This is a genomic window from Clostridium subterminale (assembly GCF_039521425.1).
In the GTDB taxonomy this organism is placed as follows: domain Bacteria; phylum Bacillota; class Clostridia; order Clostridiales; family Clostridiaceae; genus Clostridium_J; species Clostridium_J subterminale.
Map to the genome: position 1 here is coordinate 813421 of NZ_BAAACI010000001.1, position 16676 is coordinate 830096.

At 30.6% G+C, this 16676-nt stretch carries 16 protein-coding genes and 1 tRNA gene; 1 reads left to right on the forward strand and 16 read right to left on the reverse strand.

The window, feature by feature from the left end:
- Window positions 1–179: 179 nt before the first annotated feature.
- The 6 genes from ABDZ93_RS04145 to ABDZ93_RS04170 form a co-directional block, all read right to left on the reverse strand.
- Window positions 180–1964 (reverse strand): ComEC/Rec2 family competence protein, encoded by a 1785-nt coding sequence (locus ABDZ93_RS04145; RefSeq protein WP_343823907.1) that lies wholly within the window; start codon window positions 1962–1964, stop codon window positions 180–182.
- A 569-nt stretch (window positions 1965–2533) separates the two neighbouring features.
- A tRNA-Sec gene (locus tag ABDZ93_RS04150) sits at window positions 2534–2630 on the reverse strand.
- Window positions 2631–2715: 85 nt separating this feature from the next.
- The gene (gene selB, locus ABDZ93_RS04155) at window positions 2716–4623 is read right to left on the reverse strand and encodes a selenocysteine-specific translation elongation factor (RefSeq protein ID WP_343823909.1); all 1908 of its coding nucleotides are present in this window, start codon (window positions 4621–4623) and stop codon (window positions 2716–2718) included.
- A gap of 76 nt (window positions 4624–4699) precedes the next feature.
- Entirely contained in the window at window positions 4700–6082 is a 1383-nt protein-coding gene (gene selA / locus ABDZ93_RS04160; RefSeq protein ID WP_343823911.1) for an L-seryl-tRNA(Sec) selenium transferase, read from the reverse strand.
- 42 nt (window positions 6083–6124) lie between these two features.
- Window positions 6125–7153 carry a selenide, water dikinase SelD gene (selD, locus tag ABDZ93_RS04165; RefSeq protein ID WP_343823913.1) on the reverse strand — a complete coding sequence of 343 codons (1029 nt, stop codon included), beginning with the start codon at window positions 7151–7153 and terminating at the stop codon, window positions 6125–6127.
- A 109-nt stretch (window positions 7154–7262) separates the two neighbouring features.
- The gene (locus tag ABDZ93_RS04170; RefSeq protein WP_343823914.1) at window positions 7263–7949 is read right to left on the reverse strand and encodes a helix-hairpin-helix domain-containing protein; all 687 of its coding nucleotides are present in this window, start codon (window positions 7947–7949) and stop codon (window positions 7263–7265) included.
- Window positions 7950–8092: 143 nt separating this feature from the next.
- Between ABDZ93_RS04170 and ABDZ93_RS04175 the strand changes: the two genes are divergently transcribed.
- Window positions 8093–9379 (forward strand): serine hydrolase, encoded by a 1287-nt coding sequence (locus ABDZ93_RS04175; RefSeq protein WP_343823916.1) that lies wholly within the window; start codon window positions 8093–8095, stop codon window positions 9377–9379.
- 74 nt (window positions 9380–9453) lie between these two features.
- Here the strand turns inward: ABDZ93_RS04175 and ABDZ93_RS04180 are convergent, their stop codons facing one another.
- The 10 genes from ABDZ93_RS04180 to ABDZ93_RS04225 form a co-directional block, all read right to left on the reverse strand.
- The gene (locus ABDZ93_RS04180) at window positions 9454–10353 is read right to left on the reverse strand and encodes an RluA family pseudouridine synthase (RefSeq protein ID WP_343823918.1); all 900 of its coding nucleotides are present in this window, start codon (window positions 10351–10353) and stop codon (window positions 9454–9456) included.
- Between the two features lie 67 nt (window positions 10354–10420).
- Complete coding sequence (locus ABDZ93_RS04185) at window positions 10421–10801, reverse strand: RidA family protein (RefSeq protein ID WP_343823919.1); 381 nt, start codon at window positions 10799–10801, stop codon at window positions 10421–10423.
- A 62-nt stretch (window positions 10802–10863) separates the two neighbouring features.
- On the reverse strand, window positions 10864–11436 hold the full coding sequence (gene yqeK, locus ABDZ93_RS04190) for a bis(5'-nucleosyl)-tetraphosphatase (symmetrical) YqeK (protein ID WP_343823920.1): 573 nt from the start codon (window positions 11434–11436) through the stop codon (window positions 10864–10866).
- Window positions 11437–11439: 3 nt separating this feature from the next.
- Window positions 11440–12048 carry a nicotinate-nucleotide adenylyltransferase gene (nadD, locus tag ABDZ93_RS04195; RefSeq protein ID WP_343823922.1) on the reverse strand — a complete coding sequence of 203 codons (609 nt, stop codon included), beginning with the start codon at window positions 12046–12048 and terminating at the stop codon, window positions 11440–11442.
- Between the two features lie 232 nt (window positions 12049–12280).
- Window positions 12281–12574 carry a ribosome assembly RNA-binding protein YhbY gene (yhbY, locus tag ABDZ93_RS04200; protein ID WP_343823924.1) on the reverse strand — a complete coding sequence of 98 codons (294 nt, stop codon included), beginning with the start codon at window positions 12572–12574 and terminating at the stop codon, window positions 12281–12283.
- A 21-nt stretch (window positions 12575–12595) separates the two neighbouring features.
- Window positions 12596–13873, reverse strand: coding sequence for a GTPase ObgE (gene obgE, locus ABDZ93_RS04205; RefSeq protein ID WP_343823926.1), 1278 nt, complete (start codon window positions 13871–13873; stop codon window positions 12596–12598).
- A gap of 203 nt (window positions 13874–14076) precedes the next feature.
- Window positions 14077–14379 carry a 50S ribosomal protein L27 gene (rpmA, locus tag ABDZ93_RS04210; protein WP_343823928.1) on the reverse strand — a complete coding sequence of 101 codons (303 nt, stop codon included), beginning with the start codon at window positions 14377–14379 and terminating at the stop codon, window positions 14077–14079.
- 1 nt (window position 14380) lies between these two features.
- Window positions 14381–14728 carry a ribosomal-processing cysteine protease Prp gene (locus tag ABDZ93_RS04215; protein WP_343823930.1) on the reverse strand — a complete coding sequence of 116 codons (348 nt, stop codon included), beginning with the start codon at window positions 14726–14728 and terminating at the stop codon, window positions 14381–14383.
- 2 nt (window positions 14729–14730) lie between these two features.
- A complete protein-coding gene (gene rplU / locus ABDZ93_RS04220) occupies window positions 14731–15042 on the reverse strand; it encodes a 50S ribosomal protein L21 (RefSeq protein WP_035128800.1) in 312 nt (103 codons plus the stop codon).
- A gap of 171 nt (window positions 15043–15213) precedes the next feature.
- Window positions 15214–16671: an Rne/Rng family ribonuclease gene (locus ABDZ93_RS04225; RefSeq protein ID WP_343823931.1), complete on the reverse strand. Its 1458-nt coding sequence runs from the start codon at window positions 16669–16671 to the stop codon at window positions 15214–15216.
- Window positions 16672–16676 lie beyond the last annotated feature (5 nt).

Below are 16676 nucleotides of genomic sequence, written 5' to 3' on the forward strand. Positions count from 1 at the left end.
CTCCCACCTTCTTTAGAGTGGTAGTAAAGAGCCGCTACGTCCCTGGATAACGATTTCTAAAGCTTCAGAGAAGCTAAGAACTCTGTTAATCCGATGACTACCAGCTCTAATACTCCCACCTTCTTCAAAGTGGGAGTAAAGAGCGGCTACGTCCCTAGATAATGATTTCTTTGTTTATTCTAGTGAACATAATTATGATATACTTTTCCGCCTATGAGTTTATAGCTTTCATAATAATGTCCTAGATTAATTTCTTCTCTTTTTCTATTAATCCTTATTATATCACAGTTTGGACTTGTTGATGAAGAATTGCTTTTATAACAACATTGAAGAGTTTCTTTTTCATATTCCTTATCTATAGTTATATTACTAATTTTCCCTCTGTGATTTATGGATAAAGCTAAATTTCCATCCTTATCCTTTATATCTATACTACAACTCTTTGAAAGTTTTAAGATCATATCTTCTTCAAATTCATCATAAATTCTATCTAATCCCTTATAATTTTCATATACATATTTTAACTTTACCTTTTGCGGACTTACTAATACTTTTCTAGTACCATAGTTTATTTCTACAATATCAGACTTTTTACCAGCTATTAAATTTATTTCCGGGTAAATTATGTATTGTTCCTTTATGGTGAAAAGAAATAGTAGTATGGGCAAATATCTCAAAGATTTCACTCCTCTTCTTATAAGAATATAACTTAGGTATAATATGAGAATCATAACCCCTTCCATGTAGGTAAACTCTAAGGGAGCTGGTAAAAGATTTACTAAGAATTCCTCCATGGTATTAATTATAAGTAGTACCGAGTTTGTAATGAGAGATAAAAGATTAAAGAATGTTGGAATCTTAATAAATAGAAATAGTAAATTACCTAAAACCAATAAAAATGTGTAAAATGGAATTAATAATAAATTAGAAATGAAACCACCTAAACTCACAGTATTAAATCTCATTATTATATAAGGTGTAGTAAAAATCATGGAGCTAAGAGTTAAACTAAGAGATGAAGCTATGAAATCTGGTAACTTATAAAACTTTCTTTTAATCTTATTATTTAAAGTGAAAATTCCTAGTACAGCTAAAAAGCTTAGAACATAGCCTATATCTAATATGTAGTAAGGTTTTATTAACAATAACAAAAATGCTGCAAAAGCTAGGACTGATACGCCTTCATAGGTCTTTTTCACCTTAGGGCCTAATACTAGTAAAAGTATCATTATGAAGGCTCTAAAGGTAGAACTTTTTCCTCCAGTAAATATTACATAAAAGAAAAGCACTACTAATGCTAGCTTATATCCAATTATACCTTGAAGTACTTGATAAATTAGAGATACATGAAGTCCTGATACACTTATTATATGAGATATACCTAAAACACTAAATTCTTCCCTTTTATCATAATCAATATAACTATCATCTCCACCACTTACTGCTAAAATTATGGCAGCTCCCTCTTCATCTGTAAAGGTTAGAAGCTTTTGATAGAGTTGGCCTTTTAGCATGTATCCCTTGTATATTAAGTCTTCCTTTAAAGGCTTAGAATCTATTATGTTATAATCTCCTACAATTCCTTTACTATATTCTACCTTTCTATGAAATTCACCCTTTAATATGTACTGCCTTCCCAATTGAATATTTTTGTTCTTAGGAAAAATTTTAATTCTTCTATTTTGCAGACTACCAATGTAATAATCCTTACCTTCATCTACTATTCTACACTTAACATTTTCCCCTAACTGTACACCATAAAAGTATATAATGCAGTTTACAAAAAACAACATAGAAAACCCCATAACTATAAAAGTCAGGGGTCTCTTAAAATCTTTTTTAAATAGAATCATATGAATTATTATAAACCCTGCAGCTGGAAAAATTCCCATGTAGCTGTATAAAAAATATATAGTACATCCAAAAATTGCTGCTATGCATATCTGAATCATTGATTTATCCATAATATCACCCTGTAATATCATTGCCAAAGTAAGAAGTTACAATTCAATTTTATGGATAAAATTATAACTTTTTAAATTGTTTTATAATCAATTTATATATATTTTTTCTGCTATGTAATCCGGCAACCACATCTTTATTTATCAAATCATTTAATTTCTTTGTGCTTTCCTGAACCTTTTTCTCTAGTTCTAAATTGAGTTTCTTTTCATAAGTTTTGCATTTTACATATCTTTATTAAAAAATATAACCCAAACTAAAATCATAGCTTCAACTGCCCAACTAATATAAACTATATAAATATAGAAATAGTTGTATATGAAGTATATGACTATTTTTATATTTTCATAGGAAACTATTTAAATATAAAACTATATAACTATTTAAATAGTTGTTCTGTTCATGCGGGTTTGCGGGTGTTTATTTTATATATACTTTTCTTTCAATCTATGTATTTTTATAAGTATTTATTTTGAATAACAGGAAAATTTCACGAAAATTTATATTTTAAAACCATAAAACAAAAGGACTTGAAAGTTCTATTATTAACTTTCAAGTCCCTATATTACTTTGGCGGGAATATGTGAGAATCGAACTCACCCGTCGTGGTCTTAGCACGGCAACTCGGTTTTGAAGACCGGCAGGCACACCAGCACCTATCTACTCCCATATTACTTCCTACACTTGGTATTATAAGATGTAATAGATAAAAAATCAAGTATCAATATCATCAATACTTGATTTTTTTCACTATTAATACATTACTCTATCATTTTCTACACGTTTAGTGAATTTTATACTATCTAGGTGTTCTAAAATAGTAATAGTATATTTTCTGTTGCTTTCAAGAAGCTCTTTAGCTATAGCTGCTGATATAGAGCCATTTTCAAGGATACAATTCCTTATCTTATCCTTAGCTTCTTCATAATCTTCCTTAAGTAGAGTGCAGTCTTCATTTAATTTAATTAAAATTTCCTCATCTAGTAGAAGTTCATATACCATCTTAAAGCCAACTTTATCTTTTTCCACCTGTGCTAAGTCTACATACTTAGGTGGAGTAAATTTTAACTTTTTATATTCATTTATTATAAAGTTCTTCATTCTTTCCTGCTCTTTATTCAAGGTTACATTAAAATCATATAAAGCTATAAACTTCTCACTAACTTTTACTGTTTTCTTCTCTACTAACATATTTAATATCTCATCATAATTCTTTTGTTTTAATTTTTTAGTAAATATTTTATTTTTAGCTTCCTCTTTAGACATTCCAAATTTTAATGGATTCTTTTTATGGAAATTCTCCAATAAGACTTTTAGTTCCTTAGTTTTATCCTTTAAGAAATCTTGGTGAATGAATATACTATTATCCTTTCCACCTAGTCTTATTAGCTTACCTTCAGTCTCTAAAACTTCCAACTCTTCTTCTATCTTATCCATATTTTTTCCTAGACTCTTTAATATAGCTAAAGTATCTGGATAAGTATCACTTAAATTTTTCACTGTATTTTCTAAAATATTTGTGGATTTACCACTTTCTTTTAATTTTAATTCTTCTAAGTACTCTGCTGTGATTTTCTTAGATTTTTTAGCATTAGGCTCTATTATTATTCCTCCTGCTATGGTATTCATAGGAGAATAACTTCTAATGATGTATCTATCATTTCTTTGAGCTGTAATAGGCTTTTCTAATCTAAGCTGAACATAAGCCCACTGTCCAGGTTTAATTTCTTCTTTATCTAAGGGTACAATTCTACAGATTATTTCTTCTGTACCATGATATAACCTTACCCTTTGTCTATTAACTATAGATTTTTCAGCGGTTTTTATATGGTATAACTTACAATCTATGATTAAAGATGGTTCCATAATATCTTCCTTAGCTACTACATTACCTCTTTGTACCTCTGACACCTTAATATTTGCAAGATTTATTGCACAACGCTGTCCTGCTTCTCCAACATCTGAAGGCACATCATGGACTCTTATTCCTCTAACCTTAGCTTTAACCTTACCTGGATATATCTCCACGGTATCACCTAGAGATACCTTTCCACTTATTATAGTTCCAGTTACTACTGTACCAAAACCACTTATGCTAAAGGATCTATCTACTGGTAATCTAAAATGACCTTCTGTATCCTTTGCTTCTACTTCTTCAGTTAATTTATCTATATCCTTAATTAATTCTTCAAAGCCCATTTCAGTCTTAGATGATACTGCATGAATAGGTGCATCTTCTAAGAAAGTATCCCTAAACTCTTCCTTTATGTCCTCCTTTATCATGTCTAACCAATCAGTTTCAACTAAATCTGCCTTTGTTAATACTACTATACCTTTTTTTATATTTAAAAGCTTTAATATTTCAAAGTGTTCCCTGGTTTGCGGCATTATTCCTTCATCTGCAGCTATTACAAGTAACACCACATCTATACTACTTATTCCTGCTAGCATATTTTTAATAAACTTTTCATGACCTGGTACATCAATTATTCCTGCTCTTCTTCCTGAAGGTAAGTCAAAATAGGTAAATCCTAAATTTATAGATATTCCTCTATTTTTTTCTTCTTGTAAGGTATCCGTTTCCCTTCCTGTAAGAGCTTTAATTAGGGTAGTTTTACCATGATCTATATGTCCAGCAGTACCTATGATTATATGCTTCATCTATTTAACTTCATCCTTTCAAAGCAACTATTTTCTAATAGAGCAGATAGGTAGTAACCCACCTGATTGATCTAGTCTACTCTAAAGCCTTAAAACATTGTACTATTTCATCAAAATCTTCTTTAAATAAGGTTCTCCCATCTAATACTAGTTCATCGTTGTAAACCCTAGCTATTAATGGAGTTTCTCCTAATCTGAGTTTTCTCTCCATATCTACTGGAGAAAATTTATCACTGGTTACCTTAATTACGTAGGTTTCAATTTTTTCTGTAGGCATAGACCCTCCACCTACCATTGATTCTCCCTTATCTATATAAAATTTAAAATCTTGAGTCTTATTTTGCAGTTTTCTCTTTAGAAGTATGCATTTTTTCTTAACTTCTTCCTTAGGCATTAAAATCATATTTAAAGATGGAATATTATCTACAGCTTCTTTTTCATCTACATAATATTTTAAAGTACCTTCTAATGCAGCCAAAGTCATTTTATCAACTCTTAGAGCCCTCGTTAGTTGATTTTTTTTCATCTTATCTATGTATTTCTTTTTACCAACAATGATGCCTGCCTGTGGGCCACCTAGCATTTTATCTCCGCTAAAGGTTACTACATCAATACCTTTTTTTATACTGTCCTGTACGGTAGGTTCATAGGTAAAACCATATTTACCAAAGTCTATAAGAACTCCACTACCTATATCCTCTACTACTGGAACTTCATGTTCTTCTCCCAGTTCTACAAGTTGCTCTAGGGACACACTTTCTGTGAAACCTAAAACTTTAAAATTAGAGGTATGAACCTTTAGAAGCACTCCTGTATTTTCCGTTATATTATTTTCATAATCATATAGATGTGTTCTATTAGTAGTTCCTATTTCTATAAGCTTAGCTCCACTAAACTTCATAACTTCTGGTATTCTAAAGGAACCACCTATTTCTACTAGTTCTCCTCTAGAAACTATAACTTCCTTTTCCTTTGCAAGAGTATCTAGAACTAACATTATAGCAGCAGCATTGTTATTTACTACCATGGCAGCCTCTGCTCCTGTAACCTTTTTAATGATTTCTTCTATATGAGAATATCTAGAACCTCTTTTTCCACTTTCTATGTCATACTCTAAATTATTATAGCTACCTGCCACTGTTATCACATTTTTGATGGCTTTTTTCCCCAAAAGAGAACGGCCTAAATTAGTATGTATAACAGTTCCTGTGGCATTTATAACCCTTTCTAGATGCATTTTGTTTTTGCTTTCTAGGGTATGAATTGCAAAATCTAACACTTGTTCTGTATTTAAACTTTCCACACTACCCTTTAATATCCCATTTCTATAAAATTCTATGGCTTCCCTTAAGGATTCTAAAACTATGGTTCTAGAATTTTCTTCTATTAACTTATTTACTGATTGAAGTTTTAAAAGTTCATCTATCTTAGGTAGTTTTCTTAATAATTCCTTATTCATATAACTTCTCCTATACACTACTTTAATAAGATATAAGTAATTTTACTCCACAATTAGAGGTACTTCATCCTTGTCAATTACTTCTCCAATGATAGCAGATTTTATCTCTAAATCCATTAATCTTTCCATCATAGATTCAACTTGATCCTTAGGTGTAGATATTAATAAACCTCCTGAGGTTTGTGGATCAAATAAAATATCTTCTAACCATTCTGGAATATCTACTAATTTATATTTATTTTCTAAATATCCTTTATTGTTATAGGTTCCTGCAGGAACTAATCCCATTTCAGCATATTCCCTAGCACCATTAATTACTGGAATTTTATCCTTAAATAATTTTATGGTTATATCAGAAGCTGATGCCATCTCATATCCATGACCCATTATTCCAAAGCCAGTAACATCTGTACATGCATTTATATTGTAATCTACTATAATCTCTCCTGCATATTTATTTAAGGTACTCATAACCTTTACAGCTTCATTGTATACTTCCTTGGATGCAATTTCAGCCTTTATGGCTGTATTAACAATTCCTGTACCTATAGGCTTTGTTAATATAAGTACATCTCCTACCTTACAACCGTGGTTTTTAAGAATTTTATCAGGATGTACTATTCCCATAACAGATAATCCATACTTAGGTTCATCATCTTCAACAGTATGTCCACCAATCACTACGGCACCTGCTTCTATAACTTTATCGGCACCACCTTTTAAAATCTCTCCTAATACATCTATATTAAGGCAATTAGGAAAACAAACTATATTCATAGCTACTGTAGGCTTTCCTCCCATGGCATAAACATCACTTAGGGAATTGGCAGCTGCTATGGCTCCAAAGGTATAAGGATCATCTACTACTGGTGTAAAAAAGTCTAAAGTTTGAATAGCTGCTATATCCTCTGTTAGCTTATAAACTGCTGCATCATCAGAGGTTTCTATTCCTACTAATAAGTTTTCATTTGACATTTTAGGTAATTTATCTAATATTTTTGAAAGGGTCTCCGGCCCTATTTTAGCTGCTCATCCAGAGGTCTTTGAAAGTTCTGTTAATCTTTTTGACATAGTTTTACCTCCTTAATCTATAATTAAAATTAAACTTTATTTCTCGTTAAAATTAAATTTTATTTAGTATTAAAATTATACTAATTCTTTAATAATTCTATACTAATACTCATTTTATGTCTACCTTATCTCTCAATTTCTCTAGGGTTTTTGCTCCTATACCTGTTATATTTGTGAGCTCATCTACAGATTTAAACTTTCCATTTTCATTTCTGTAATCCACTATGCTTTGAGCTTTTGTTTGACCTATACCTGGTATTGTCATAAGCTCCTCCACCGTTGCTTTATTTATATTTATCATACCTTTTGAATCTACAGTTCCTGTATCCTTTTCCTGCTGTCCTTGAGTTTCTATTTCTGAATCCAATACTTCTTCTCCAATTTTATATATTTTAATACATTGTTCATCCTCTAGAATCTTAGAAAAATATATTTTTTCCTCATCAGCTTCTGCTGTAAGTCCACCTGCTATTTCTATCAAATCTCTTATTCTAGAACCTTCTTTTAATTCATATTCTTTAGGATTTTTAACAGCACCTTTTATATCTACAACTATCTTACCATTATCTACATTTTCTTGATTCTTACTTTCTTTATTCTCACTTTCTTTATTTTCATTATTTTCATTTTCTCCACTACCTTTGAGATTTTCACCCTGAAGATACTGTCGCTCATTAACAAATACTTCTTTATATTCTTCCTCTTTATTATGATTTATTATGTACCCAGCTACCAAAAATATAATACTAAGTATTAATATGGATAATGCTCCTATAATTTTTTCTTTTAATTTCACTTTAATACACCTCCCAATTAACATATTATCCACTTTTTTTATAAATTATTATCGAACTTCCAACTATTTTTTGATATAATTATTTATTATGTGTAAAAAAATTTGTTAAATAAAAATTAAATATGTATAGTAAGGAGATTTCTATGAAAAAGCTATTATTTATCATATTATCATTTTTTACTATAACCTTACTAAGTTATAGTAATGCATATGCATACACAGAACCACCTTCAATAACGGGTGAAAGTGTGGTAGTTATGGATGCTAATACAGGGGCAGTGGTCTATGGGAAAAACGAAAATAAACCTTACCCTCCAGCATCTACAACAAAACTTATGACAGTGCTTTTAACTTTAGAAAATTGTGACTTAGATGAAATTGTAACTGTAGGTGAACTTCCTCCTACCATTGAGGGCTCAAAAATCTATATAGATGTGGGAGAGAAGATGACTGTAGAAGAAATGTTATATTCAGTAATAATGGTTTCTGCTAACGATTGTGCTGCTGCTTTAGCAGAGCATATCTCTGGCTCCACTGAAAAATTTGCTGTATTAATGAATCAACGTGCAAAGGAACTTGGTTGTAAAAATACCAACTTTGTGAATCCACATGGACTTTATGATGATAAACATAGAACTACAGCTTATGATTTAGCTCTTATAGAAAAAGAATTATTAAATCATGAAAAATATATTGAAATATCTAAAACTAAATCTACATTTTTAGAACCTACAAATATATTTAAAGATAAAAGACCTCTTTGGAACGATAATAGATTACTTCATGATGCCTATGAATGCTATTATCCAGATGCCATTGCTGGTAAAACTGGTTATACTGATGAATCTCGTCATTCTTTTGTAGCTTCTGCTTGTAAGGGTGATGCAAAGTTTATAATAGCAATATTATATGATGAAAAAAAGGCTTATTATGATGAGGCTCCTAAACTTTTTGATTGGGCCTTTAAAAATTTCTCCACCCAAAAGGCTTTTTCTAAAGGTGAAGAAATAGATACTTACAAAACTACTAATGGTTCAATTATTCCTCTGGTGGCTGAAAAAGACATACTATATACTAAAGATAATACATCTAAAGAAAAGCCATCTATAACAATAAATAAGGATACACTTAGTAATAAATTTTTTAATAAAGGGGATATTATTACTACTGTTGCAGTTAATTATAATGGTCAAAGCTATAGTAGTGAGGTTTTAAGTGGTAGTGATTACGAAGAAGAAGTGCTTCCTGTAGTTGGTAATTTGGTTACTACAAAGGATAACACTATAAGCTATAAAAATCTATTTATGATTATAGGTGGAATAGTTTTAGGAATTATTCTTCTAATATTAGCTATTATATATATTATTAAGAAAAGAAAATTAGCCAAGAAACGAAAAAAACTTTTCTCTTCTTACAAAGGAAAATATTAATTTAATAAAAAAGAAATGGTGCTGCATTTTATTTCATGCAACACCATTTCTTTTTATTAATTTTATTAAATATTCTATACAGATTGAAGTTTATGTATAAGCCTTGTCATATCCTCCGGAAGATGACTTTTGAAATTTAGAATCTCACCAGTTCGTGGATGAGGCAAAGATAGAGCATAAGCATGAAGAGCTTGACGAGATATTAATTCTTCATCATTAAAATCACTATATAGTTGTTCTCCATATATAGGGCATCCTACATAGCTTAAATGTACCCTTATTTGATGGGTTCTTCCTGTCTCTAAAAGCAATTCTACTAAGGCCCCTACTTTGTAGCTTTCTACTACTTTATAATGAGTAATACTTCTTTGACCCTCTTCTAAAACTGCTCTTTTTATAGTTTCATCTGTTGGTCTTCCTATAGGTAAGTCTATAGTTCCTTCTTTATTTTCAAGATTTCCATGAATTATTGCTAAGTAAGACTTTTTGATTAAATTCTTATCCATGGATTTCGCTAGATTCATGTGAGAAAATTGATTTTTAGCTATCATTATAAGTCCAGAAGTATCTCTATCTAATCTACTAACTAATCTTACTATAGAATTATCATTATTACTTCTAAAATGATGGATAACTCCATTAGCTAAGGTTCCCATAGGATGGCTTTTAGTTGGGTGAACTACCATAAAAGGAGGCTTATCAACTATTAACAAATCATCATCTTCATAAATAACTTGTATGTTTAAATCTTCACCTTCTATATTTTGGCTTTCCTCTGCATTTACAGTAACTTCAATAATATCTTCTTCTTGAAGCTTATAATTAAGCTTTACTTCCTTACCATTTACTCTTAACCTTCTATTCATAGCTGACCCACGAATGAATCTACCTGAAAGATTTAAACTCTCCTTCATGTAATCTCTTATCTTCACATCCTGGCCTTCTCTTCCTACCTTATATGTAATAACACTCATCTTCTTAGTCACCTCTATTTATAAATATTTAAGCCTCCTTGTTTAGGAGGCTTAATCATATACTTAATTATTCTACTATTGCTATTACTTCTATTTCTATTAAAGCATCTTTTGGTAATTTACCTGGTTGAACACAAGATCTTGCAGGTGGATTTGTCGTAAAATACTTTCCATATACTTCATTCATGGCTGCAAAATCATTCATATCCTTTATGAATACTAAAGTTTTAACAACTTTATCTAAAGATGTACCAGCTTTTTCAAGAATTGCTTTAACATTTTCTAAGCACACAGCTGTAGCTTTTTGTATATCATCATTTACTAATTCTCCAGCTTCATTGATTGGTAGTTGACCTGAAGTGTATAGTAAATTTCCTACCTTAACTGCCTGTGAGTATGGTCCTAAAGCTGCAGGTGCTTTTTCTGTGTTAATTATGATCTTCTCCATTTTATTTGCCTCCCCAAATTAAATTATTATATATTATCTAGATAATTAAATACCTAGTAATATTAGTTTCTTTTGGTAACTAATAAATAATTTCTAGCTTTAATGGTATCTATATGCATTATTGAGCCTCTAGATAGTATATACATTATAGTATCTTCAAAGGATTTTAAAAGGGCCTTATTTAAATCCTCATAGGCTAAAGCCCTTAACTCTTCCACACCTCTAAAATTTCTTGAAGGCTCTATGCAATCAGCAATGTAAACTATTTTTTCTAATGTGGACATATTTTCTCGCCCTGTAGTATGATATTTTATTGCATTTAAAATATCTTCATCTTCCACATGAAACATTTCCTTTGAAATATATGCTCCAATTAAACCATGTAAAAGCTGAGGAGATTTGTAATATATATCAGAAATAATTATCCCATTACTTCTTGCTTTATTAATTAAATCATTGGCAGAAAAATTTTTAGCGCAATCATGACAAAGCCCAGCTATTCTACCTTTATTAGGATTTATCCCATAATGTTTTGCAAGCTCTTCACTAGTTTTCATTACACCTAAACTATGGTTATATCTCTCCTTTGTAAGATGAATTTTTATATAATCCTTTATTCTATTTTCCTGCCACATACCTTACACCTTATTTCTATATAAATTATATTGATTAATTACCTCCTCGACCCCTTGGGGAAGAAGATAACTAACCTTTTTATCTTCTGAAATTTTCTTTTTTATTTCTGTAGACGATATATCTAAAAGAGACATTTCTAACAAAATTATTTCCCTACCACAATCTTCCTCTAATTCCTTTTTCATTTTCAGTACATCATCCATAGCATATCCAGTTCTAGAGAATACAACTAAAGTGCAGTTATCTAATATTATATGAATATTTTTCCACTGCCTTAAAGTCATTAAACTATCTACTCCAACCAAGAAATACCATTGAGTATAAGGCTCCCTATGGTTAAACTGCATTAGAGTATTATAAGTATAACTTAAACTGTCACTTTTTATCTCAAAATCACTTATGGAGAACTTTTTCTCCTCTTTTATAGCCTGAGACACCATTTTATACCTAATTTTCTCCTCAGTCACTGCCCTAGCTCTTTTATGTGGTGGTCGACCATTTGGCATAAATATGACTTCATCTAGACTTAAATTATATAGTGCTTCATAGGCTATATGTATATGTCCTATATGTATAGGGTCAAAGGTTCCTCCAAAAATTGCCTTTTTCATGCTATTACCTCTTTAAATTATAATACCATATATGAAGTATTTTACCAACTATAAACAGAGTTCTTGGTATCAGTATTTTCGATACTTAGAAATTGTTATCCAGAGACGTAGCCGCTCTTTACTCACACTTTGAAGAAGATGAGTATTAGAGCTGGTAGTCATCGAATAAATGGTATACTTGTTTAAAAGTTACATATATTTAAAGGTTTCTAAAACTCTATTAAATGTAGTTTTATTTAGGGAGTTCTACTTTAGGATTTTTCTTAGATTTACGATATATGACTAACTTACTTCCTATAGCTTGAATTCCTTCGCAACCTAATTCTTCACATAGAATCTCTGAAGCTTCTCTTGCTGTAATTCCACTGTTATTTAAAGTTTTTATCTTAATCAATTCTCTTGATTCTAGAGCTTGATCTATCTGCTTAATAAAATTTTCTTCTATACCACCTTTTCCAACTTGGAATATAGGTTCTAATTGATTTCCAAGAGATCTAAGATAGCTTCTTTGTTTTGTTGTTATCATGTTATTTATTTCCCCCTAATTTTATAATAAGAACTCAAATTCAAAGTCATTTAATCTTACTAGGTCACCGTCTTGTATTCCCATATCCTTTAATTCATCGATAATTCCTTTATTTCTTAAAACCTTATGGAAGTATCTTAATGAATCTGGCTCATTTACATTTACACTAGTTAATAATCTATCAACAAAGGATCCTGTAATCTCAAATATACCTTCTTCAACTTCATTTATTTCGTAAGTAAATCTCTTCTCTTCAGGAATAAATTTATCTTCTTCTAAAATTTCTAATTCTTTAACTGGAATTGTACTAAGCATTTCTGCTGCTGCTTTCATAAGATCATCTACACCTTCATTGGTAGCTGCAGATATCTTATATATCTTATCATATCCTAAAGCTTTCAATTCTTTTTTAAAGTTTTCATAAACTTCTTCATCGTAGAGCATATCAGATTTATTTGCTGCAATTATCTGTGGTCTATCCCATAGCTTTATGCTATATTTTTTAAGCTCTTCATTGATTCTTTTAAAGTCTTCTATAGGATTTCTTCCTTCAACTCCTGAAATGTCAACTACATGAATAAGCATTCTAGTTCTCTCGATATGTCTTAAGAACTCTAAGCCTAATCCCACTCCCTCTGCCGCTCCTTCTATAATACCTGGAATATCAGCAATAACAAAAGGTTCTATACCTTTCACCGCTACTACTCCAAGGTTTGGTTTTATAGTAGTAAAGTGATAGTTAGCTATCTTTGGTCTAGCCTTAGATACCATGGATAAAAGTGTTGATTTTCCTACGTTAGGGAACCCTAGAAGTCCTACATCTGCTAAAAGTTTAAGCTCTAGCTTAATCCATCTTTCTTCTCCTGGCATTCCTGGTTCTGCAAAGTTTGGTGCCTGTCTTGTAGGAGTACAAAACTTTGCATTTCCTTTTCCGCCTTTTCCACCTTTACATACTACAAATTTATCTCCATCATGAGCTAAATCACACATAACTTTGTCTGTTTCAAAATCTTTAACTATAGTTCCCATTGGAACTCTGATAATAATATCTTCTCCACCTCTTCCGTAGCATTTAGAGCCTTCACCCTTACCTCCATTAGGAGCTACGAATTTACGGTGATAAGAAAAGTCTAATAGGGTAGTCATATTACTATCTACTACTAATATGACACTTCCACCATCTCCACCATCTCCACCATCTGGTCCACCTAGTGGAGCAAACTTTTCTCTTCTAAAATGAATGGAACCATTACCACCATCTCCGGACTGTACAAAAATCTTGGCTGTATCTATAAACATTATTATTTCACCTTCCTAACAAAATATCCTTTGATATTTTATGAATTAAATATAAGGGACTTAGTATTATTATTTACAAAAATAATAATTTTACCTATGCTTTTTTTTAACTAATTAACACCTAGGGATGTTTTTTTATAACATAGATTTAATAAATAATTGTCCTATGTCATAAAAAAGCACCCTTACGGGTGCTTAATTAACTATTCAGCTATTGCAATTTCTACATCGATTGGATAAACACTAGCTTTTTTCTTGTCTTTACCCATTCTTTCAAATCTTACAACTCCATCAACCTTAGCGAAAAGAGTGTCATCTCCACCGATACCAACGTTTGTACCTGGGTGAATTTTTGTTCCTCTTTGTCTTACAAGGATGTTTCCTGCAAGTACAAATTGTCCGTCTGCACGTTTAACCCCTAATCTCTTAGATTCACTATCTCTACCGTTCTTAGAGCTACCTACTCCTTTTTTATGAGCACATAACTGAAGGTTTATTAGTAACATATCACTGCACCTCCTCTACTACAACTTTGATATATTTTCCATAACTAATTTCTAAATTCTTTAATCCCAATAACATCGTTTCTAGTAGGACTTGTGTACTTTCTATTTCCACTTGAGATAACTTAGATACATCTAAAGCTATATTTCCTTCTTCCGCGATATATGTAGGTTTTAACTTTAGCACCTCTAACACTCCTAAGATTGTTACCTGTGCCAAATTACTTACAGAACCACAAACAACATCATCATAAACTGTTGTATTTTGCTTAACATCAAAATACTCAGCATGCCCATCTACATGAAATGATACTAACATGCTTTTTTTTCTTTTGAAATTTACCTTAATCATAATTAAGCTTCAATCTTCTCTATTACAACTTTAGTAAATGGTTGTCTATGACCTTGTTTCTTTCTGTAGTCTTTCTTTGGCTTATATTTGAAAACTATAACTTTTTTAGCTTTTCCTTGTGCTACAACTTTAGCAACAACTTTAGCTCCTTCAACTACAGGCTTTCCAACTACTAAACCGTCTTCTTTTCCAACTGCTAAAACCTTATCGAATTCTACAGTTGAATCAACTTCAGCTTCAAGTTTTTCAACGAATAAAACGTCTCCCTCTTGAACTCTGTATTGCTTTCCTCCAGTAAGTAAAACTGCGTACATTAAATACACCTCCTCAATCCAGTCTCGCCATCTCAGGTATAACTTACAAATTCTTTAGAAAATTTTATAAGTTAGTTTAAAAAACCTTATGTGTGCGGTCTACAAATGACATTTTAACACATACGCTAATGATTGTAAAGCAACTTATAGTATTTTTTATCCTTAAAATTATTAGTTACATCTAGTTTTTGCTGAAAATACTTTCAATTCTTTCATAGCCTGAATTTGACTATTAAAAATTAAAGATTCAACTTTAAAATTATCTAGATTTTCCTGAAATCTAATAAAGATATCACAGTCTAGAGCATCTAATTTCTCTATAAATCTTACTATGTCACTGTTTATTTCATTCTCATAGTTTTTATCTAGTTCTATATAGATATTTTTAATCCCCTGTTCTGATTTTATTTTTTTCACTTTTCCTTTTAAAATACTTAATATATATTCTAAAGAAATTTTTTCTCCAGTTCCTTTACAGTGAATACAATGATTAAATACATAATCACATATAGATTTACCATATTTTTTTCTAGTTATCTGAACTAAATTTAATTCTGTGAAAGGATATATTTTAGTATTATTTTTATCATCTTTAAACTCTTCTTGTAGAACATTTAAAACTTGAATTTTATCTTCATTAGATTTCATATCTACAAAATCCACTACTATTATCCCACCTAGGTTTCTCAGCCTTATCTGTTTTACAACTTCCTTAGCAGCTTCCATATTAGTTACTACGATATTATTTTCCTTTAAGGATGGCTTTATGTTTTTGGCTGTATTTACATCCACCACATTCATGGCCTCTGTGCGTTCTAACACAATGTTACCACCACTACATAAGTTCATTTTATTATGTCTTAAAGCTAAAATTTCTTTTTCTATGCCGTAATTATCAAATATGGATAAAGTTCCTTCATAAAAGCTGAGATGAATATTTTCTAAATGCTTTTCTTTAATTAACTTCTCATAGTAAATGTAATCTTCATAGTTATCAACTACTATTTCAGCTCCACCTTCAGTATAATTTCTTAAAACCCTACTTAGGATTCCATTATCCTTATAAAGAGGTCCCACTTTAGATGAGTAAGTAAACTTATTACATATTTCTTCGTATCTATGTATTAACTCACTTATTTCTTCCTTTAAAATGTTTATATCAATATTTTCTGCTTTAGTTCTAATTATTATTCCAACATCCTCAGGCTTTGATATACCTTCTTCTATTAATTCCTTAAAGTTAGGTGTTTTAATCTTCTTTGAAATTTCTATATGGCTATGTTCTTTAGTGAGTACTGCATAAGCTCCTGGTAAGGAAAGGTTTCTAGTTACCTTTGGGCCTTTTTTATCTATTTCTTCCTTTACTATCTCTACCATAACCTCATCACCTTTTTTAAGGGTTGTTATATGTTGATTTTTTTCTAAGGAAAGATAACCATTTTTTTCATAACCTATATCTATGAAAGCACCATGAATAGAAGGTACTATATTTTTAATTACTCCTCTATATATGTCCCCTACCTTAGGTCCTTCTGTCTCTTCTTCTATAAAGCATTCTTTAAGAATATCACCATATTTCACTGCAATCTTTAACAATGTATTTTGTCTTTCAATGAATATTTTTTTCATTAAAT

Coding starts and splice junctions, on each gene's coding strand:
- yhbY (WP_343823924.1), bottom strand. CDS start 12,574: ATGATAACAACAAAACAAAGAAGCTATCTTAGATCTCTTGGAAATCAA.
- ABDZ93_RS04180 (WP_343823918.1), bottom strand. CDS start 10,353: ATGAGTGTTATTACATATAAGGTAGGAAGAGAAGGCCAGGATGTGAAG.
- ABDZ93_RS04175 (WP_343823916.1), top strand. CDS start 8,093: ATGAAAAAGCTATTATTTATCATATTATCATTTTTTACTATAACCTTA.
- ABDZ93_RS04225 (WP_343823931.1), bottom strand. CDS start 16,671: ATGAAAAAAATATTCATTGAAAGACAAAATACATTGTTAAAGATTGCA.
- ABDZ93_RS04185 (WP_343823919.1), bottom strand. CDS start 10,801: ATGGAGAAGATCATAATTAACACAGAAAAAGCACCTGCAGCTTTAGGA.
- selB (WP_343823909.1), bottom strand. CDS start 4,623: ATGAAGCATATAATCATAGGTACTGCTGGACATATAGATCATGGTAAA.
- ABDZ93_RS04145 (WP_343823907.1), bottom strand. CDS start 1,964: ATGGATAAATCAATGATTCAGATATGCATAGCAGCAATTTTTGGATGT.
- selA (WP_343823911.1), bottom strand. CDS start 6,082: ATGAATAAGGAATTATTAAGAAAACTACCTAAGATAGATGAACTTTTA.
- ABDZ93_RS04215 (WP_343823930.1), bottom strand. CDS start 14,728: ATGATTAAGGTAAATTTCAAAAGAAAAAAAAGCATGTTAGTATCATTT.
- rpmA (WP_343823928.1), bottom strand. CDS start 14,379: ATGTTACTAATAAACCTTCAGTTATGTGCTCATAAAAAAGGAGTAGGT.
- rplU (WP_035128800.1), bottom strand. CDS start 15,042: ATGTACGCAGTTTTACTTACTGGAGGAAAGCAATACAGAGTTCAAGAG.
- yqeK (WP_343823920.1), bottom strand. CDS start 11,436: ATGTGGCAGGAAAATAGAATAAAGGATTATATAAAAATTCATCTTACA.
- obgE (WP_343823926.1), bottom strand. CDS start 13,873: ATGTTTATAGATACAGCCAAGATTTTTGTACAGTCCGGAGATGGTGGT.
- nadD (WP_343823922.1), bottom strand. CDS start 12,048: ATGAAAAAGGCAATTTTTGGAGGAACCTTTGACCCTATACATATAGGA.